This window comes from Gordonia sp. ABSL11-1 (assembly GCF_030315685.1).
Lineage (GTDB): Bacteria > Actinomycetota > Actinomycetes > Mycobacteriales > Mycobacteriaceae > Gordonia.
Genome location: NZ_JASXSI010000019.1, coordinates 1 through 17,598, shown reverse-complemented (window position 1 = coordinate 17,598; position 17,598 = coordinate 1). Strand labels below are relative to the sequence as shown.

Below are 17,598 nucleotides of genomic sequence, written 5' to 3'. Positions count from 1 at the left end.
CCTCGGCCGGCCGTCACCTCGTGGTCCTCACTGACCCGCCGCACGCAGGGCGGCCGACAGGAGATCGCCGCGGGCGGCATCGAGCCACGTGATCCGATGATCCCGACGGAACCAGGACCGCTGGCGCCGTACGTATCGTCGGGTCCCGATGAAGGTCAGTTCCTCGGCGGCCTCGAGGTCGTGCTCACCGCGGAGAGCGGCGAGGACCTGCGCGTAACCGATGGCTCGCGAGGCGGTAAGACCGTCGCGCAGACCGATGTCACACAGGGCACGGACCTCGTCGACCAGCCCGGTCTCGAACATCAGGCGGGTACGCAGGCGGATGCGCTCGTCGAGTTCGGCGGTGTCCCGATCGAGGGCGATGATGCGGGTCTGCCACCGAGGTTCACCGATCGTCGGTGCCGATGCGGCGAACGGGAGGCCGGTCAGTTCGACCACCTCGAGAGCCCGGACGATGCGACGACCGTCGGTGGCCAGGATGGATGCCGCCGCGCCCGGATCGACGTCGGTGAGTCGGGCGTGCAGGGCGGTGACCCCGATCTCGTCCAGCAGCGACTCGTATCGCGCCCGCACGTCCGGATCGGTCGCCGGGAACCGCCAATCATCCAGCAGGCCCTGGATGTACATCATCGACCCGCCGACGAGGACGGGGGTGCGGCCGGCGGCGCGCAGCCGTTCGACGTCGGCTGTCGCCGCCTGTTGGTAGCGCGCCACGGTGGCCGTCTCGGTCACGTCGAGCACGTCGATCTGGTGATGCGGGATTCCGCGGCGTTCCTCCATCGGCAGTTTCGCGGTCCCGATGTCCATCCCGCGGTATTGCTGCATCGCATCGAGATTGACGATCTCTCCGCCGAGACGCTCGGCGAGATCGAGCGCGAGGTCGGACTTTCCTCCCGCCGTCGGCCCGACGACGGCGACGGGTGTCGGGCCGACGGACGCGGTCGGCTCGACCGGCGGCGGCGAGCCGACGGTCACCGCGGGGTCCAGGTGGCCACGACGTAGCCGACGCCGAACGGCGCGTCCGCGTACCGGAGCTCACCGTCGAGGTCGTCGTCCGCGCACAGTGCGGCCGCCACCTGCCAGGCCGGACGTCCCGACACCCCTTCGGCGTCACACTCCCCTGCTTCGAGGTCGGCCAGCGCCGCACGGTCGGCCCCGGCGAGCGCTTCGACGATCCGCTGCTGCAGGACGATCGACGATGCGCGCAGCCCGCCGCCGGGGGCACGTGCGGTCATCGAGGTCGCGCCGTCGCCGACGACGAGGACGCCGACGGGTCCGACGGCGGCATCGATCCGGGCGCGCGCATCCGCACCGATCCGGGTGCAATCGTCGACACTGCTGTCGGGAGGCAGAATCAGGGGGGTCACCTCGCCGACGCCGACCTCCCCGCGCAGCCAGCCGGCGATCAGCATCGTCAACGGCATGTCCCGGTCGATCCCGACGGCGCCGCTGTCGGCTTCGCTTTCCGTCGGGTCCAGCAGACTCACCGGCACGTCGACGCCGAACCGTGCAAACGTCCCCGAGGGGCCGCGCCCGCTGCGACCCGCGTCCGCGGCGCCGATCGCGACCCAGCGGGACGCCGCATCGGCGAGTCCGCGCCCTGCCGCCAGCGTCGCCGTCCGGACGGGACCAGTGTCGTCGGCGCGCGGTCCGGCGATGGCCGGCACGAGCAGCGGAGCACTCGGCACGAAGACCACAGACGCCAGCACGACGTCGACGGTAGTCGAACACACCCCGGAGGCGACCGGCGAGTCGGTGGCATACCCGAGCTGCCGGACGCAATGTCGTGGCAGCGGCCCCACGACGAGCCCTGACCTGTTTGAATGGGAAGACCCATGTGTCGGCACCGTCCGCCGATACGCGGTTTCGATGCAACGGCAGCCGTGACGCGCGGCACCACACCTGCGGGAGAGGGCACCTGCACATGACAAATCCGACCGATCCGACCACGACCTCCGACACGGCGCCGGCCACTGCTTCCGGCGACGCCGATGCGCCGCCGGTACCGCACCCGACACCCAAGCCCGGGCCGAAACCCGGCCCACGTCCCGGCCCACATCCACGTGCGGCCGACGCCCCTGTCGTCCCGACGCTGGTACCGCACGGTGACCCGCACAAGTTCGGACGGATCGACAGCGAGGGCGTCGTCTGGCTGCGCAGGGGCGGTGGGGAGCGGGAGATCGGTTCCTGGCAGGCCGGGTCGATCGAGGACGGACTCGCCCATTTCGCGCGGAAGTTCGACGACCTCGCGACCGAGGTGGAGATCCTCGAGGAGCGACTCGCGGCCCGCTCGGGCGACCCTCGCAAGGCCCAGACCGCGGCGAAGCACCTTCTCGACGCCCTCCCGACCGCTGCGGTGATCGGTGATGTGGCCGCACTGGAGGAACGACTCACGGTGATCGTCGGCAGCGCCGACGAGGTGGCCGACTCCATCAAGGCCGAACGCGACAAGGCCCGATCCGCGGCCATCGCCCGCAAGGAGGAACTGGCCACCGAGGCCGAACAGATCGGCGCCGACTCCACCCAGTGGAAGGTGGCCGGCGATCGTCTGCGCGCCATCCTCGACGAATGGAAGACCATCAAGGGCGTCGACCGCAAGACCGACGACACCTTGTGGAAGCGATACGCCAAGGCGCGCGACGCGTTCAACCGCCGCCGCGGGGCGCACTTCGCCGAACTCGACCGGGAGCGTGCCGGGGCCAAGGCGCGCAAGGAAGAACTGATCACCCGCGCCGAGGAGCTGTCCGGCTCCACCGACTGGGGGCCGACGTCCGCGAGGTTCCGCGAGTTGCTGACCGAGTGGAAGGCCGCCGGCCGCGCACCGCGGGACGCCGACGACGCGCTGTGGCAGCGGTTCAAAGCCGCGCAGGACGTGTTCTTCTCCGCTCGCAACGCGGCGACGTCGGAACGCGACAACGAATTCGCGGCCAACGCGGCGGCCAAGCTCGCACTGCTGGACGAGGCCGAGAAGACCATCGACCCGTCGTCGGATCTCGAGGCGGCGCGGCGCGATTTCCGGTCCTTCCGGGACAAGTGGGACGAGGTCGGCAAGGTACCCCGCGAACAGATGGGCAGCCTCGAGGCCCGTGCACGCGCGCTGGAGAAGCGGTTGCGCGATGCCGAGGACGCCCAGTGGCAGCGCACGGATCCCGAGGCGCAGGCCCGGGCCGCCCAGTTCGCCGATCGCGCGGCACAACTCGAGGATCAGGCGCGCAAAGCCGATGAGCGCGGCAAGGCCAAGGACGCCGCCACGCTGCGCGAGCAGGCCGCCCAGTGGAAAGAGTGGGCCGACGCCGCGGCCAGCGCCATCGCCGACCGCTGATCGACCGGCAGGTGGCTCGAACGTTCCCGCGACCGTCGGGACGCGCGGCTCACTCGATCAACGCGGTCAGCGCGGTGATCGCCGACTCCGGCAACGGGCGTGACCGCCTGGTCGCCTCGTCCATCGAGACGATGACGGTACGCGCGGTGGCGACACAGCGGTCGCCTTGGAAGATCCCCTGCTCGAGCGTCACCGAACTCCGCCCGATCGTCGCGACCCGTGTCCCGACGACCACGTCCCCGGGCCACGTCATCTCGGCCCGGAAGTCCAGTTCGAGCCGCGCGATGACGAATCCGGAACCCGGTTCGGCCAGCGGTGCGTGCGGGTCGTAGAGGACGGCGACGCGTCCGGATTCCAGGAACGTCGCGAACACCGCATTGTTGACGTGCCCCTGCCGATCGGTGTCCGCATAGCGGACCTTCTCGGTGACGCGGGCGGGATAGTCGTCGACGGTGATGGTGTCGGTCATAACACGATCCCACCACAGCCGCGCGCAGGCGGATTCGGCCTCCTCCCTCGCCCGGAGGGCGACGGCGGAGGCCGAATCACCTGTCACCGGGCCGACGCGGTCAGCCCTGCGGTCACCCGGGTGCCGGCATCAGGGATGCGTCAGCGGGTATTTGTCGATGATCGGCGACAGCAGGTGCGCCGCACGAGCACCGGTGATGACGTCGTCCGGCGCGACCTGGGTGACCACCTTCAACTCGGCGTCCTCGTAGACGTGTTCGCCGATCATCCGGACCTTCTCGTCGTAGGGCCAGACGAACGCCCAGCGTCCGACGGACGAGATACCAGCCGTCGGGGTCGAACGCCGACCGGGTGGATGCGGAATCGTCGTCGAGTGCACCGAAGACGTTGTCCCCCAACATCCGTCCGGGACGAACTGACTGAACTCGGGCCTCTCCGGCAAAGCCCCAATCGGCGACGGCCATCTTCTGCCTGCCTGTCCACATCACCAGCACGGCGGCCAGGACGGTTTCCTGGACCGATTCCGGCGGGAGAAACCCGGAGTGACCCTAGCCTTCGTCCAACTCAGCTGGGGTGAACAGATCAGTCGGCTGCTCGACGGCGATGTCGACGCGTCCCTCGCCCGGCCGCCCTACGACGACACGAACGGGTTCGATGCCCTGGCCGGTGCACGCCGAGAAGCGGGTGGTCGCTCTGCCGGCCGACAGCCAACTGGCCGTCCGGGACTCACTGCGGATCGACGATCTCGACGGATACCCGGTCGTCGGCGCAGCGGGGATCGGACGCGCATGGACGAGGTACTGGGTGATCGACCCGCGCCCGGGTGGACGCGCCGTCGACTACGGCGTGTGGGCGGCGACGATGGAGGAGGAGGCCTTCAACGGTGCCGCCCTGGGCGGGAACACAATGATCACCGCGGAATCGGTCGCCAATCGGTTCCAGCATGCCGGGGTCATGTATCGCGATCTCGTCGACGGTGGAAGTTGCCAGGTCGAGCTGTGCACACGGACCACCGACAGCCGCCCGGCGGTCAGGGCTCTACGTCGTGCTGCCCGAGACGCGGCCCCGGCGGTAGGGGGCGAGCACACCCGGATGGCCGACCGGCACCGGTCGGGTCCGATCACCCCTGACCAGGTTTGTGCTGCAACGACCGGGCGAGGTCCTCGCGCGCGGCCGCCTCCTTGCGGCGTTCCTCCTCGAGGGCCAGCTGGTAGGTGCTGCGCGCCCACACGACACGCGCCCAATGGAAGGTCAGCACCAGCACGGCGAGCCAGCCGACGATGAGACCGATGCCGACGCCCGACGGCGGCTGCACTCCTCCGACGCCCGGGGTGTTCCGCGACCACCACGCCAGCATGCCGGCCACACAAGCGATCGCGTTGCCGCACAGCGCGATCCAGGCGAGAATCCAGCGCCGGGTGAGCAGTGCGAGGACCGAGGCGCCGATCCCGAAGATCGCCACCAGGTAGACGAACACCTTGGACGTGATGGTCACCCGTTCGGCGACCGAGTCCGGCGCGAAGGTCAGCACCTCGATACCAGTGGCGGTTCCGGTGTGCGGGAGCACCAACGACAGCATGGCCACGAGAACTGCCACCGCGACCACCACTGCGCGCATCCCCGGGTCGATCTCGCCGGCGACTTTGCGCTCGGCCTTGCGGAGATCTCCCTCGTATTCGGCGAACCGACCCACATCCGACTCTCGTCGTGCCCGGGGGTCCGACGGCCGGTCGGTCTGGCGGTCATCGTCTGCGGTCATCAGCCACATCCTCCTGAACATCCGACGGTGACCGGCTCGACCGGCGCGGCCCCGATGGTGGGCATACCCAGGCCGACGCCGACCGGCGCCGTGGTGGGCATGCGACTCGCCTCATGTGCGTCGCCCGCCCTGGTGCGACGATGCGTCGCCGGACCGGAATCGGCGATGAGGTGGTGCGGTGCGGCTCCGGTGACGCGGGTCGTGACCACGTCCCCGGGCCTGATCGTCGCGGCCGGGTCGAGATACCCGTGCTCCCCGGCCGTCGTGGCGAAGTGGACCAGACGTCCGTCGCGCGCTCGGCCGGTCATGCGTCCGGTGTGCGCGGACTTGCGTCCCTCATCGGCGACGACGAGCAGTTCGACCTCGGACCCGACGATCCGCCGGTTCTCGTCGAGGCAGATCTCTTCCTGCAGGGCGATCAGTCGGCGGTACCGCTCCCCGACGACCTCCGGTGGTACCTGATCCGGCATCGTCGCGGCCGGGGTCCCGGGGCGGGGCGAGTACTGAAAGGTGAACGCACTCGAGAATCGTGCTTGCGCAACGACATCCAGTGTCTGCTGAAAATCCTCTTCGGTCTCACCCGGGAACCCGACGATGATGTCGGTGGTGATCGCGGCATCGGGCATGGCCGCGCGGACCTTGTCGAGGATGCCGAGGAACTTCCGCTGCCGATAGCTGCGTCGCATCGACTTGAGAATCCGGTCGGACCCCGACTGCAGCGGCATGTGCAACTGCGGGCAGACGTTGTGTGTCTGCGCCATGGCGTCGATCACGTCGTCGGTGAACTCGGCCGGATGCGGAGAGGTGAACCGGACACGCTCGAGACCATCGATGTGCCCGCACGCCCGGAGCAGGTCGGCAAATGCCCCACGCTGTCGGCCGAGAGCAGGATCGGCGAAGGACATGCCGTATGCGTTGACGTTCTGGCCGAGCAGCGTCACCTCGAGCACGCCCTGCTCGACGAGCGCGGACACCTCGGCCAGGACGTCTCCGGGGCGTCGGTCGACCTCTTTGCCACGCAGCGACGGCACGATGCAGAACGTGCACGTGTTGTTGCAGCCGACCGACACCGACACCCACCCGGAGTAGGCCGAGTCCCGCTTGGCGGGAAGGGTCGACGGGAACCTCTCGAGGGACTCGAGGATCTCCACCTCGGCGGTCTCGTTGTGCCGGGCGCGTTCGAGCAGTGCCGGCAGTGACCCGATGTTGTGGGTGCCGAAGACGACGTCGACCCACGGCGCCTTACGCAGGACCGCGTCCTTGTCCTTCTGAGCGAGACAGCCGCCGACGGCGATCTGCATGCCGGGCCGCTCGGCCTTGGCAGGCGCCAGATGCGACAGATTCCCGTACAACTTGTTGTCGGCGTTCTCCCTGATGGCGCACGTGTTGAAGACGACCAGGTCGGCGTCTCCGCCGTCGGAGGCCTGAACGTAACCGGCGTCCTCCAACAGTCCCGCGATCCGCTCCGAATCGTGCACATTCATCTGGCAGCCGTACGTCCGGACCTGATAACTGCGGGTGGAATCGGCCGACGCCCCGGACCACTGTCCGTGGGCGCCACGCCGCTGCGACAACTCGATGCTCACCTTTTCCAGGGTACTGGCCTGCGCAAATCGGCCTTGCGCGGCATTCGCGGCGTTCGCGATCGACCCGATGGTCGCGACGCAGGGGCGAGGCACGATTAAGGTGAGCGTCTATGACCGATTCGCCGAGCGACGATTCCGTGACGACCGGGGATGCGACGACCGGGCAGGCGGCGCCGATGATCGTGATGAAGGGCGTCCAGAAGCACTTCGGGTCGCTGCACGTGCTCCGCGACATCGACCTCGAGGTGCCGGCCGGACAGGTCGTCGTGGTGCTCGGCCCGTCGGGATCGGGCAAGTCGACACTGTGCCGGACGATCAACCGTCTCGAGCCCATCGACGGCGGTGAGATCTCCATCGGCGGGCAACTCCTGCCCGAGGAGGGCAAGGATCTCGCCCGCCTGCGTGCCGACGTCGGCATGGTGTTCCAGTCGTTCAACCTGTTCGCCCACAAGACGATCCTGGAGAACGTCACCCTCGCCCCGATCAAGGTGCGCAGGAAGAGCAAGGACGACGCCACCAAGCGGGCACTCGAGCTCCTCGACCGTGTGGGCATCGCCAGCCAGAAAGACAAGTTCCCGGCGCAACTCTCCGGCGGTCAGCAACAGCGTGTGGCGATCGCGCGGTCGTTGGCCATGGACCCGAAGATCATGCTGTTCGACGAACCGACCTCGGCCCTCGATCCAGAGATGGTCAACGAGGTACTCGACGTCATGGTCTCGCTCGCCAGGGAGGGCATGACGATGCTGGTGGTCACCCATGAGATGGGCTTCGCGCGCAAGGCGGCCGACCGGGTGATCTTCATGGCCGACGGCGCGATCGTCGAGGACTCCGACCCGGACAGCTTCTTCTCGGCACCGAGATCCGAGCGCGCCAAGGACTTCCTCGGGAAGATCCTGGGCCACTGACATGGCGGCCACCCGAGCATCCACATCGCACCCCGGCGTACGTCGGTTCTCCGGTCTCGCCGTCCTCGCCCTGGCCCTCGCTCTCCTCGCGGGCACCGTCTCCGCGTGCGGCAACACCGACCCTCGCAACCTGATCGACTCGATCCGCAGCGGGTCCGTCGTCCTGGGTACCAAGTACGATCAGCCGGGCCTCGGCATCCGCAACCCCGACAAGTCGGTGACCGGTTTCGACCCCTCGGTCTCGGAGTTCGTCATCGATCACATCGCCGACTCGCTCGGGGTCGATCGGCCCGAGATCCGTTGGCGCGAGACACCGTCGGCACAGCGTGAGACGTTGATCGACAATGGCGAGGTGGACATGATCGCCGCGACGTACTCGATCACCGCGGCGCGACAGAAGGAGGTCGACTTCGCCGGACCCTACCTGGTCAACTACCAGGGATTGCTGGTCCGCGAGGACGACGACTCCATCTCCACCCTGACCGATCTGAACTCCGGGAAGAAGTTGTGCTCGGTCACCGGATCGACTCCCGCGCAGAACGTCAAGGCACAGCTGCCGTCGGTGCAGTTGCAGGAGTACGACTCCTACTCGTCGTGCGTCGAGGCGCTGCGGCGCGGCAAGGTCGACGCGCTGACGACCGACGAGGTGATCCTGGCCGGGTATGCGAACTTCTTCCCCGGCGAGTTCAAGCTGGTCGGCATGAGCTATCCGAAGGACGCCTGCGTCAAGGATGCGCTGAAGAGGGCGGGGACGCCGTTCTCCACCGAGTACTACGGCATCGGCATGGCGAAGCAGTATCCCGAGGCGGTGACCAAGGTGAACGAGGCGCTCGACGCGATGATGGTGCCCGGCCCCGGCGGTGAGTCGCCCTGGGACCGTGCGCTACGCGATGCGATCGGCAACCCGACCGTGGACTCGATGATCGCCCGCGCAGACGCGCCTGATTCGAAGTACAAGTTCACTCCCGATCCCGGGAATCTGGGGTTCCTCGACTCCACCTCCACACCGTGCCCGCCGGGCCTGAGCTGACGCGGAAGGGATTGACGCGCAATGAGTGAACTCTGGGCGGACATGGGGCCACAATTGTGGCCGGCCTTCTGGGTGACGCTGAAACTGACCTTCTTCTCGGCCATCGGTGCGCTGGTCTGGGGGACGCTGCTGGCGGCGATGCGGGTGTCCCCGGTGCCGGTGATGCGTGGGTTCGCCGAGACCTACGTGAACATCGTCCGGAACACCCCGCTCACGCTGATCGTGCTGTTCTGCTCGATCGGGCTCTACCAGAATCTCGGACTCGCCCTCGCACCCGACAACGAGAACTTCATCGAGAACAACAACTTCTGGCTCGCGGCGCTCGCGTTCGTGCTCTACACCGCGACGTTCGTGTGCGAGACGTTGCGCTCCGGCTTCAACACGGTGCCGCTCGGGCAGGCCGAGGCGGCCCGTTCGCTCGGCCTCACCTTTCCCCAGGTGTTCGGCATCATCGTTCTCCCCCAGGCGATCCGATCGGTCATCGGCCCCCTCGGCAGCGTGCTGATCGCACTCACCAAGAACACCACCATCGCCTCGGTGATCGGTGTCGCGGAGGCATCGCTGCTGATGAAGGAGGAGATCGAGACGTACTCCGACCAGATCGTCGCGATCTTCGTCATCATCGCGATCGGCTTCATGATCATCACCCTGACCGAAGGATTCGTCTTCGGATATCTGGCCAAGCGACTGGCGGTGAAGCGATGAGTGCCGACGCCACCGTCCTCTACGACGCCCCCGGACCGAAGGCGCGGCTGCGCAACAGGATCATCGCGGTCATCTTCATCGCCATCTTGGTCGCCGTCGCCGTGTACGTCCTGGTCATCCTCGCCGGTAACGATCAGCTCAGCGGCGAGAAATGGGATCCCTTCATCACATCGACCACGTGGACGACCTACATCCTGCCCGGGCTGTGGGGAACGCTGAAGGCCGCCGCCCTCTCGATCGTGCTGGCTCTCGTCCTCGGTGCCGTCCTCGGTATCGGCCGACTGTCCGACCACGGCTGGGTGCGACGCCTGTCCGGTGTGTTCGTGGAGATCTTCCGCGCGATCCCGGTGTTGATCCTGATGATCTTCGCCTATTACCTCTTCGCCGACTACGCGATCTTCCCGTCGTCACAACTCGCGTTCGCCGCCGTCGTCACCGGTCTCACCCTGTACAACGGGTCGGTCATCGCCGAGATCCTGCGATCCGGAATCAACTCGCTGCCGAAGGGTCAGACCGAGGCATCGATGGCGTTGGGGCTCCGCAAGTCCCAGATGATGCGGGTCATCCTGCTGCCCCAGGCCGTCACCGCCATGCTGCCCGCGCTCGTCTCGCAGATGGTGATCGCACTGAAGGACAGCGCACTCGGATACGCCATCGGCTACATCGAGGTGGTGCGCTCGGGAATCCAGTCCGCGTCGTACTACGGCAACTATCTGCCGGCCCTGGTCGTGGTCGCCATCGTGATGATCGTCATCAACTTCGGTTTGACCACGCTGGCAACGTATCTCGAGGGACGCCTGCGGAAGGGCAAGCGCGGTACCGTCGTTCCCGACGCCGAGGAAGCCGATCTCGCGGCGATGGAGAACATGCCGTTCGGGCAGAAGTAGACCGCGACGTCGTTGATCGCAGGGCCGTCGCGGTCGGCCCTCAGGCCGCCGCGACGGCGTCGAGCGCGTCTTTCACGACGTCGATCGCCGTCGCCTGCGGATAGCCGCGCCGGACCAGCATCCCGACCAGCCGACGGAACAGCGTCTCGCGCAGCGCCGGATCGGCCTGGAGTCGTTCCACCTGGCTGGGCGTGAGTTTCTTGGCGACGAGGTCGGCCGCGACGGCACGTTCGTCGTCGGGATCGACCTCGGCCAGTGCGGACTCGATGACGCCGGCGTCGACGCCTTTGGCCTTCAGTTCGTGCCGTAGCGCGACCCGGCCGCGGCCGGAGTACGCGTGGCGCGAGCGCACCCACTCGTTCGCGAACTCGACGTCGTCGAGGAGCTGATGACGGTCCAGCCGGGTCATCACGTCGTCGATGTCGTCGGGGTCGAAACCCTTGCGGGCCAGCCTGTCCACCATCTCCTGCCGGGTACGCGCACGGACCCCGAGGAGTCGGAGTGCGGTGTCCCAGGCGCTGGGGCCCTTCCGTTCCTCGGGGTCCGTGGTGGTGCTCATGACCCGATCAGAACTCCACCGGCGCGGGAGCGACCTCGTCGGCGTCGACGACGGCTCCGATGCCGAGCTTCTCCTTGATCTTCTTCTCGATCTCGTCGCGGACGTCGTCGTTCTCGAGCAGGAACTTGCGGGCGTTCTCCTTGCCCTGGCCGAGCTGGTCCCCCTCGTAGGTGAACCACGAACCGGACTTCCGGATGAAGCCCTCGGCGACACCCATGTCGATCAGCGAGCCCTCCTTGCTGATGCCCTGTCCGTAGAGGATGTCGAACTCGGCCTGCTTGAACGGCGGGGCGACCTTGTTCTTGACCACCTTGACGCGGGTGCGGTTGCCCACGGCGTCGGTGCCGTCCTTGAGCGTCTCGATGCGACGCACGTCCAGACGCACGGATGCGTAGAACTTGAGCGCCTTGCCACCGGTGGTCGTCTCCGGCGAACCGAACATGACGCCGATCTTCTCGCGCAGCTGGTTGATGAAGATCGCCGTGGTCTTCGAATTGCTCAGGGCAGAGGTCATCTTGCGCAACGCCTGGCTCATCAGGCGTGCCTGCAGGCCGACGTGGCTGTCACCCATCTCGCCCTCGATCTCCGCGCGCGGCACCAGCGCGGCCACTGAGTCGATGACGAGGATGTCGAGTGCCCCGGAGCGGATCAGCATGTCCGCGATCTCGAGTGCCTGCTCACCGGTGTCGGGCTGCGAGACGAGGAGGGCGTCGGTGTCGACACCGAGTTTGGCCGCGTAGTCGGGGTCGAGTGCGTGCTCGGCGTCGATGAATGCGGCGATGCCGCCCTGCGCCTGCGCGTTCGCCACGGCGTGCAGGGCGACCGTCGTCTTACCCGACGACTCCGGTCCGTAGATCTCGACGACGCGGCCGCGCGGGAGCCCGCCGATGCCCAGAGCGACGTCCAGCGAGATGGAACCCGTCGGGATGACCTCGATCGGCTGACGCGTCTCCTCGCCGAGGCGCATGACCGATCCCTTGCCGAAGTTCTTGTCGATCTGCGCGAGTGCCAGATCGAGCGCCTTCTCCCGATCCTGGGGTGCAGCTGCCATGGGAATCTCCTCCGAACTCTCGACCGGCGATCCGGCCGGATGGTGTGTGGGTCTGTGCTGTGGCCGTTGTGATGAGCACGCTAGCCATGGGGTCTGACAATGTTCGTCGGCTCGGCTCCACGTCATTCATGTCCCGTGTCTTTGACGCATACGACGGGAACGCGGTTCCGTCGGAGTCCAGAGTGGACGAACATGTGTTCGATGGCAAGTGTGACACGCCAGCGTGTCGAGGAGGTCCGCCGGCCTGTCCGCGCCACCTCGGCGCGCCCTTCGGCGGAGTGGCGCTACCAGCGCTCGCGCGGGACATCGAAGTCCCGGCAGATCGCCACCCAGACGTCGCGCGGGTCGATCCCGTCCTCGATGGCCTGGGCGCCGGTCCGTCCGCCGAACTCGGTCAGGACATGGTCGATCAGGATCGAATCCGCCGACCGTTCCCCGAATTCGGTGGTGATCAGTTCGGTGAATTCGGTCAATCGCACCCCGCCAGCCTACGGGAGCAACCGGCACACGACGCGGACCGGATCGACCGTCGCACGCGCCGATCCGGCGGCTTCGGCGGCGGCCTCGGCGAAGCGCCGATCGGTGAGTACCGATCGGATCGAGCCCGCCAGCGCATCGGCGGTCACCGGCCGTACCAGGAGTCCGCTGCCCTGTCGCAGGACCCGATTCGCCAGTTCCCACTGGTCGCCACCGCCGGGGACCGTCACCACCGGAACCCCTGCCGACAACGCCTTCGCGAGCATCCCGTGCCCTCCGCCGCACACGACGAGATCGGCATCGGCCAGCAACTCGTCCTGACGCGCCGTCCCTGCGACCACCGAGTCCGAGTGGGGTACACCGTCGGGAATGTCGAGCGCCGAGACCACCACGCGTACAGGGAATCCCAAGATCTCCGGCCGCATCGCCTCGAGGGCGACGGACACCATGTCGGCCGCGCCCGTCACCGCGGTCGACGGGGCGAGGAGGATCAGCGGGTCCCGGCCCGCGGGTTGCGCGAACACCTCGTCTGTCGGTTCCCACAGTAGAGGGCCGACCAGGTGCGTGTCCGCCGGCCAGTCCGGCCGGTGGACCTCCAGGGCGGGCAGTGTCGCGATCAGTCGCGCGACGGGAGGGACGGGAGCACCGTCGAGCCCGATCGCCGTCCGCACCCGCGCCCGCTGACGTTCACCCTGTCGCAGCGACCACGACGTCGCCGTCCGCATCGCCGCGTCACGGGCCCGCCCGGACCACCCGGTACCGGACGCGAGACCTGCGCCGATCGGGGGCAGCCCGCGCGACGGCCGATAGAGCGGATGCGGCGACAGTTCGATCCACGGCAGGCCGGTCAGTTCCGCCGCCCACGCACCGCCGACCGTGATGACGTCGGAGATGACGAGATCGGTCTTGTGGAGCGCGAGCTGGGGAGCCAATCCGCACGCGATGCGCGCCGCGCGCCGACTCAGTTTGGCCCCCGCATCCTCGTCGTCGTCGGCGGCGCGGGCGGCGAGCCCCGGGAGCTCCGCGACATCGATCCCGCGAGGCGAGGCGGCACCGGTCCACCGGCTACCGGTGAACACGACCGCCTCGACACCCTCGGCGGCGAGGCGTCCGGCCAGCGCGAACGCCGGAAACGCATGTCCCGCATCAGGTCCCGCAACGATGGCGACATGCGCCACGGCACACTCCTCACGACGACGGACGACACGCGACAGCCGATCGGCGACCGCGTCGGCCGGGAACCCGGGAACAACGACGGCCTCCCACGAGGTGAGAGGCCGTCGGATGCGGCTGACTGCTGCCGCGTCGTCTTCTGAATCAGTTGCCGGTCTGCGGCGGCTGTTCGGTGGTGGGCTGAGCTGCCGGCTGTGCGGGCTGCGCGGTCGGCTGTGCGGTCCCACTCCCGGACGCGGGCAGTGCACCACCGCCCATGCTGGCCCGGATCTGTTCGAGACGCGCGTGGCCGGCCATCTGGACCCCGGCCTGCTCGACCTCCTGCATCCGGCCCTGCACGGTGTTCTTGGCGAGGTCGGCCTGTCCGAGTGCGTTCGCATACCGCCGCTCGATCTTGTCACGCACCTGATCGAGGTTGGGGGTGTTGCCCGGGACCGAGAGCTCGCTCATCTGGTTCAGGGAGGCACTGACCTGCTCCTGCATCTTCGCCTGCTCGAGCTGGCTGAGCAGCTTGGAGCGCTCGGCCAGCTTCTGCTGCAACATCATCGCGTTGCGCTCGACGGCCTTCTTCGCCTGCTCGGCGGCCTGCAGCGACTGATCGTGCAGGACCTTGAGATCCTCGACGCTCTGCTCGGCGGTCACCAGCTGCGCGGCGAACGCCTCGGCGGCGTTGGTGTACTCCTGCGCCTTCGCCGCATCGCCTGCCGCACTCGCCTGATCGGCGAGGGTCAGCGCCTGCCGGGTGTTGGCCTGTAGCTTCTCGATCTCCTCGAGCTGCCGGTTGAGCTTCATCTCCAGCTGACGCTGATTACCGATGACCGACGCCGCCTGCTGCGACAACGCCTGATGCTGACGCTGAGCGTCCTCGATCGCCTGTTGGATCTGGATCTTCGGGTCCGCGTTCTCGTCGATCTTCGCGTTGCCGAGTGCCATCAGGTAGCGCCACAACTTCACGAACGGGTTCGCCATGCTTGCGTCAACTCCATAGTCCGGTGGTCGGTGGGATTGTCTAAACCAATCTAGCTGTTGTGTCCCGGACGCGGTGACGCACTCACGGTACGAAACCGCGACCCGCACGCCGGACGGTGTGCGGGTGGGATGAACATCGACGTCTGAGCTCAGGCCGCGGCGAGAGCGGCGGTCTCAGCCCGCCCGGGAGGACCCGGGATGACGACCTTGGCGTCCAGCACGCCCATCTCCGCGGCCGCCGCGGCCGCCTCGGACGCACCGATCAGCCGCTCGCTGTCGGCCGGGAGCATCGCATGACCGACGTCCAGCAGCAGTTCGGCGATCTCGACGTCGAGGGCGTCACAGATGGCGGCGAGCAGTTCGCTCGACGCCTCCTTCTGGCCACGCTCGACCTCCGACAGGTAGCCGAGGCTGACCCGGGCGTCGGTGGACACCTCACGCAGGGTGCGACCCTGCGCGGTGCGCACGCGGCGAAGACTGTCGCCGAGCGCCTCCCGCAGTAGCACTGCCATCGAGGTCCTCCTCACTGCTCTGTGGTCTGTCCTGTCGTGACGACGACATCATCACGACCGACATCATCATCACGACCGACATCATCATCACGACCGACATCGTCACGACAACGCCATCTCGATCACGACAACGTCATCAGGACAACGCCGAGACCCCGTTCCGGGTTCCCGACATCCCCGGCTGCCGAGACCAGGCTCGTGCCGACGAGAGTAGTCGAACAATCCACCCGGTGCCGTCCCGGGCGAGCGCGTCGCACCGGTTGCGCCGTCGGCGAACACGACGCGCGGCGACGACGAGTGCGTCAGCGCTGCCCTGCGTCGGTCCGGGTCCCGTCCGGGTCGGCGGCCCCCGTCCGGGCACCCGATGTCGATCTGTTGCGCAAGGTGACGGCCTGCCACACGTAGTCGAAGCCGGTGAAAACGGTCACGACCAGCGCCACACCCATGATCACGGCGGCCACGACATGCCAGGCTCCCGCCAGCGGCAGCAGGTACAGACCGATGGCCACTGCCTGCAGCAGGGTCTTGAGCTTGCCGCCCCGGCTGGCCGGGATGACGCCGTGTCGCAGCACCCAGAAGCGCAGAGCGGTGACACCGAGTTCGCGGGCCAGGATCACCGCGGTCACCCACCAGGACAGATCCCCGAGAATCGACAGCCCGACCAATGCCGCCCCGATGAGCGCCTTGTCGGCGATCGGATCGGCCATTTTTCCGAAATCGGTGATCAGACCGCGGCGACGCGCCAACCGGCCGTCGTACCGGTCCGTGATCGCGGCGATCCCGAAGATCAGCGCGGCGATGATCCGCCACCCGGTGTCTTCACCACCGTCGACGAACAGTGCCGCGATGAACACCGGTACGAGAACGATCCGAAAGACGGTGAGGGCGTTGGCGATGTTGACCACGGGTACCGGATCGACCGGATCGGTGATGTGGTCGGGTCCGCGCCCGGCACCGGCGATGCCGTGCTCGGAGACCGCACGCCGCATCCGATCGGTCATGACATACCGATCCGTGGTGGCCGCCGTTCAACCCGGCGATACTGCTCCCGCACGTACCCAAGCCTATCGGCAGCCCCCGCCGACGATCCGTCAGGTGTGCATCAGCGGACCACGATCGTGCATCGCGAGACAGCCGCCCGCGACCGGAAATCACTCGTGCGGTGTCCTCGCGGACGCGACTACTGTGAGATGCCATGTCCCCTGTCGCCCCCGAACCGGCATCCCCGACACCGGAACCCGCTCCGCCGGGCCCGACCACGCCCCCGGCCGGGTCCGTACCGGCAGCCGCGAGGAAGCGCGACGTCGTGATCCGGCGGGCACGCACCTCGGATGTCCCCCGCATCAAGGAACTGATCGACCAGTACGCGGGGCGCATCCTGCTGGAGAAGAACCTCGTCACGCTCTACGAGGCGGTCCAGGAGTTCTGGGTGGCGGACCTCGACGACGTCGTCGTCGGCTGTGGCGCGCTGCATGTCCTGTGGGCCGATCTGGGTGAGGTCCGCACGGTCGCCGTCGACACCGCCCACGCCGGTCGCGGCATCGGGCACCGACTCGTCGGCCAGCTGATGGGGGCGGCGCGCGAGCTGCAACTGTCGCGCGTGTTCGTGCTGACCTTCGAGACCTCGTTTTTCGCGCGGCACGGTTTCGCCGAGATCGAGGGCACACCGGTCACCCGCGAGGTCTTCGAGGAGATGTGCCGGTCCTACGACACGGGCGTCGCCGAGTTCCTCGATCTGAGCTACGTCAAACCGAATACTCTCGGCAACACCCGCATGCTGGCCACCCTGAACTGACCACGACAGGAGACGACGATGGCGATCTTCGCCGTGCACTACGCCTACGGGCCGATGAAGGCCGCGCGCCGCGACGAGCACCGCCCGCTGCACCGCGAATGGCTGGGTGAGGAATTCCGCGCCGGCAACGTGCTGACCTGCGGGCCGTATCCGGACGGTAGCGGTGCGCTGATCATGATCCGCGCGGAGAGTCTCGACGGCGCCGAGGCGTTCCTGGCGAACGATCCGTTCATCGCGCACGCGGCCGTCGACGGTGTGCGTGTCGTCGAGTGGACGCAGGTGTTCGGTCCCTTCGACTCCTAGGAGACTGCTGAAATAGGGGCCGTCGGGGTTTGTTGTTTTGGTGTTGGGGTTGCCGGGTTGGTTGACGTTGCATCGGGTGCGGGCCCGGGCCCCCGGG

General features: G+C 67.9%; 19 protein-coding genes and 1 pseudogene. 7 read left to right on the top strand and 13 right to left on the bottom strand.

Annotation, left to right across the window (positions count from 1 at the left end; genetic code table 11):
• Positions 1-27: 27 nt before the first annotated feature.
• Together miaA and QSJ19_RS19330 are read right to left on the bottom strand one after the other, a co-directional pair.
• Positions 28-975 (bottom strand): tRNA (adenosine(37)-N6)-dimethylallyltransferase MiaA, encoded by a 948-nt coding sequence (gene miaA / locus QSJ19_RS19335; protein ID WP_286322618.1) that lies wholly within the window; start codon positions 973-975, stop codon positions 28-30.
• Positions 972-1,709 (bottom strand): class III extradiol ring-cleavage dioxygenase family protein, encoded by a 738-nt coding sequence (locus tag QSJ19_RS19330; protein ID WP_286322617.1) that lies wholly within the window; start codon positions 1,707-1,709, stop codon positions 972-974. Before QSJ19_RS19330 ends, miaA begins: the two co-directional genes overlap by 4 nt.
• Positions 1,710-1,924: 215 nt before the next feature.
• Here QSJ19_RS19330 and QSJ19_RS19325 point away from each other — a divergent pair, with 215 nt between their 5' ends.
• Positions 1,925-3,322, top strand: coding sequence for a DUF349 domain-containing protein (locus QSJ19_RS19325; RefSeq protein WP_286322616.1), 1,398 nt, complete (start codon positions 1,925-1,927; stop codon positions 3,320-3,322).
• A 49-nt stretch (positions 3,323-3,371) separates the two neighbouring features.
• On the opposite strand, the gene QSJ19_RS19320 is transcribed toward QSJ19_RS19325, so the two are convergent.
• From QSJ19_RS19320 to miaB, 4 genes and pseudogenes are all read right to left on the bottom strand, one after another.
• Complete coding sequence (locus QSJ19_RS19320) at positions 3,372-3,791, bottom strand: acyl-CoA thioesterase (protein WP_286322615.1); 420 nt, start codon at positions 3,789-3,791, stop codon at positions 3,372-3,374.
• Positions 3,792-3,920: 129 nt separating this feature from the next.
• A pseudogene (locus tag QSJ19_RS19315) lies at positions 3,921-4,284 on the bottom strand (hypothetical protein); the annotation flags it as partial.
• 626 nt (positions 4,285-4,910) lie between these two features.
• Positions 4,911-5,549, bottom strand: a complete 639-nt coding sequence (locus QSJ19_RS19310) for an Rv2732c family membrane protein (RefSeq protein ID WP_286322614.1) — start codon at positions 5,547-5,549, stop codon at positions 4,911-4,913.
• Positions 5,549-7,135 carry a tRNA (N6-isopentenyl adenosine(37)-C2)-methylthiotransferase MiaB gene (gene miaB, locus QSJ19_RS19305; RefSeq protein WP_286322613.1) on the bottom strand — a complete coding sequence of 529 codons (1,587 nt, stop codon included), beginning with the start codon at positions 7,133-7,135 and terminating at the stop codon, positions 5,549-5,551. The genes QSJ19_RS19310 and miaB overlap by 1 nt, the downstream gene beginning before the upstream one ends.
• A gap of 176 nt (positions 7,136-7,311) precedes the next feature.
• On the opposite strand from miaB, the gene QSJ19_RS19300 reads away from it, so the two are divergent.
• From QSJ19_RS19300 to QSJ19_RS19285, 4 genes are read left to right on the top strand one after another with little or no spacing between them, the layout of a single operon-like run.
• Complete coding sequence (locus tag QSJ19_RS19300) at positions 7,312-8,040, top strand: amino acid ABC transporter ATP-binding protein (protein WP_286322697.1); 729 nt, start codon at positions 7,312-7,314, stop codon at positions 8,038-8,040.
• A 1-nt stretch (position 8,041) separates the two neighbouring features.
• Complete coding sequence (locus QSJ19_RS19295; protein ID WP_286322612.1) at positions 8,042-9,070, top strand: glutamate ABC transporter substrate-binding protein; 1,029 nt, start codon at positions 8,042-8,044, stop codon at positions 9,068-9,070.
• A 21-nt stretch (positions 9,071-9,091) separates the two neighbouring features.
• Positions 9,092-9,775 carry an amino acid ABC transporter permease gene (locus tag QSJ19_RS19290; protein ID WP_286322611.1) on the top strand — a complete coding sequence of 228 codons (684 nt, stop codon included), beginning with the start codon at positions 9,092-9,094 and terminating at the stop codon, positions 9,773-9,775.
• Positions 9,772-10,662: an amino acid ABC transporter permease gene (locus QSJ19_RS19285; RefSeq protein WP_286322610.1), complete on the top strand. Its 891-nt coding sequence runs from the start codon at positions 9,772-9,774 to the stop codon at positions 10,660-10,662. Before QSJ19_RS19290 ends, QSJ19_RS19285 begins: the two co-directional genes overlap by 4 nt.
• A 40-nt stretch (positions 10,663-10,702) precedes the next feature.
• On the opposite strand, the gene QSJ19_RS19280 is transcribed toward QSJ19_RS19285, so the two are convergent.
• The 7 genes from QSJ19_RS19280 to pgsA form a co-directional block, all read right to left on the bottom strand.
• Positions 10,703-11,221 carry a regulatory protein RecX gene (locus tag QSJ19_RS19280; RefSeq protein ID WP_286322609.1) on the bottom strand — a complete coding sequence of 173 codons (519 nt, stop codon included), beginning with the start codon at positions 11,219-11,221 and terminating at the stop codon, positions 10,703-10,705.
• Positions 11,222-11,228: 7 nt separating this feature from the next.
• The gene (gene recA, locus QSJ19_RS19275) at positions 11,229-12,272 is read right to left on the bottom strand and encodes a recombinase RecA (RefSeq protein WP_286322608.1); all 1,044 of its coding nucleotides are present in this window, start codon (positions 12,270-12,272) and stop codon (positions 11,229-11,231) included.
• 284 nt (positions 12,273-12,556) lie between these two features.
• Entirely contained in the window at positions 12,557-12,751 is a 195-nt protein-coding gene (locus tag QSJ19_RS19270) for a DUF3046 domain-containing protein (protein WP_187582058.1), read from the bottom strand.
• Positions 12,752-12,760: 9 nt separating this feature from the next.
• Complete coding sequence (locus tag QSJ19_RS19265) at positions 12,761-13,927, bottom strand: glycosyltransferase (protein WP_286322607.1); 1,167 nt, start codon at positions 13,925-13,927, stop codon at positions 12,761-12,763.
• Positions 13,928-14,066: 139 nt separating this feature from the next.
• Positions 14,067-14,891 (bottom strand): PspA/IM30 family protein, encoded by an 825-nt coding sequence (locus QSJ19_RS19260; protein WP_286322606.1) that lies wholly within the window; start codon positions 14,889-14,891, stop codon positions 14,067-14,069.
• A 149-nt stretch (positions 14,892-15,040) separates the two neighbouring features.
• A complete protein-coding gene (locus QSJ19_RS19255) occupies positions 15,041-15,403 on the bottom strand; it encodes a helix-turn-helix domain-containing protein (protein WP_286322605.1) in 363 nt (120 codons plus the stop codon).
• Between the two features lie 302 nt (positions 15,404-15,705).
• Entirely contained in the window at positions 15,706-16,404 is a 699-nt protein-coding gene (gene pgsA / locus QSJ19_RS19250; protein WP_286322604.1) for a CDP-diacylglycerol--glycerol-3-phosphate 3-phosphatidyltransferase, read from the bottom strand.
• A 194-nt stretch (positions 16,405-16,598) separates the two neighbouring features.
• Between pgsA and QSJ19_RS19245 the strand changes: the two genes are divergently transcribed.
• Both QSJ19_RS19245 and QSJ19_RS19240 read left to right on the top strand, forming a co-directional pair.
• Positions 16,599-17,198, top strand: a complete 600-nt coding sequence (locus tag QSJ19_RS19245) for an amino-acid N-acetyltransferase (RefSeq protein WP_286322603.1) — start codon at positions 16,599-16,601, stop codon at positions 17,196-17,198.
• An 18-nt stretch (positions 17,199-17,216) separates the two neighbouring features.
• The gene (locus tag QSJ19_RS19240) at positions 17,217-17,501 is read left to right on the top strand and encodes a YciI family protein (protein ID WP_286322602.1); all 285 of its coding nucleotides are present in this window, start codon (positions 17,217-17,219) and stop codon (positions 17,499-17,501) included.
• Positions 17,502-17,598 lie beyond the last annotated feature (97 nt).

Coding starts and splice junctions, on each gene's coding strand:
- QSJ19_RS19280 (WP_286322609.1), bottom strand. CDS start 11,221: ATGAGCACCACCACGGACCCCGAGGAACGGAAGGGCCCCAGCGCCTGG.
- pgsA (WP_286322604.1), bottom strand. CDS start 16,404: ATGACCGATCGGATGCGGCGTGCGGTCTCCGAGCACGGCATCGCCGGT.
- QSJ19_RS19320 (WP_286322615.1), bottom strand. CDS start 3,791: ATGACCGACACCATCACCGTCGACGACTATCCCGCCCGCGTCACCGAG.
- QSJ19_RS19285 (WP_286322610.1), top strand. CDS start 9,772: ATGAGTGCCGACGCCACCGTCCTCTACGACGCCCCCGGACCGAAGGCG.
- QSJ19_RS19290 (WP_286322611.1), top strand. CDS start 9,092: ATGAGTGAACTCTGGGCGGACATGGGGCCACAATTGTGGCCGGCCTTC.
- QSJ19_RS19245 (WP_286322603.1), top strand. CDS start 16,599: ATGTCCCCTGTCGCCCCCGAACCGGCATCCCCGACACCGGAACCCGCT.
- QSJ19_RS19260 (WP_286322606.1), bottom strand. CDS start 14,891: ATGGCGAACCCGTTCGTGAAGTTGTGGCGCTACCTGATGGCACTCGGC.
- QSJ19_RS19300 (WP_286322697.1), top strand. CDS start 7,312: ATGATCGTGATGAAGGGCGTCCAGAAGCACTTCGGGTCGCTGCACGTG.
- recA (WP_286322608.1), bottom strand. CDS start 12,272: ATGGCAGCTGCACCCCAGGATCGGGAGAAGGCGCTCGATCTGGCACTC.
- QSJ19_RS19255 (WP_286322605.1), bottom strand. CDS start 15,403: ATGGCAGTGCTACTGCGGGAGGCGCTCGGCGACAGTCTTCGCCGCGTG.
- QSJ19_RS19240 (WP_286322602.1), top strand. CDS start 17,217: ATGGCGATCTTCGCCGTGCACTACGCCTACGGGCCGATGAAGGCCGCG.
- QSJ19_RS19325 (WP_286322616.1), top strand. CDS start 1,925: ATGACAAATCCGACCGATCCGACCACGACCTCCGACACGGCGCCGGCC.
- QSJ19_RS19295 (WP_286322612.1), top strand. CDS start 8,042: ATGGCGGCCACCCGAGCATCCACATCGCACCCCGGCGTACGTCGGTTC.
- QSJ19_RS19310 (WP_286322614.1), bottom strand. CDS start 5,549: ATGACCGCAGACGATGACCGCCAGACCGACCGGCCGTCGGACCCCCGG.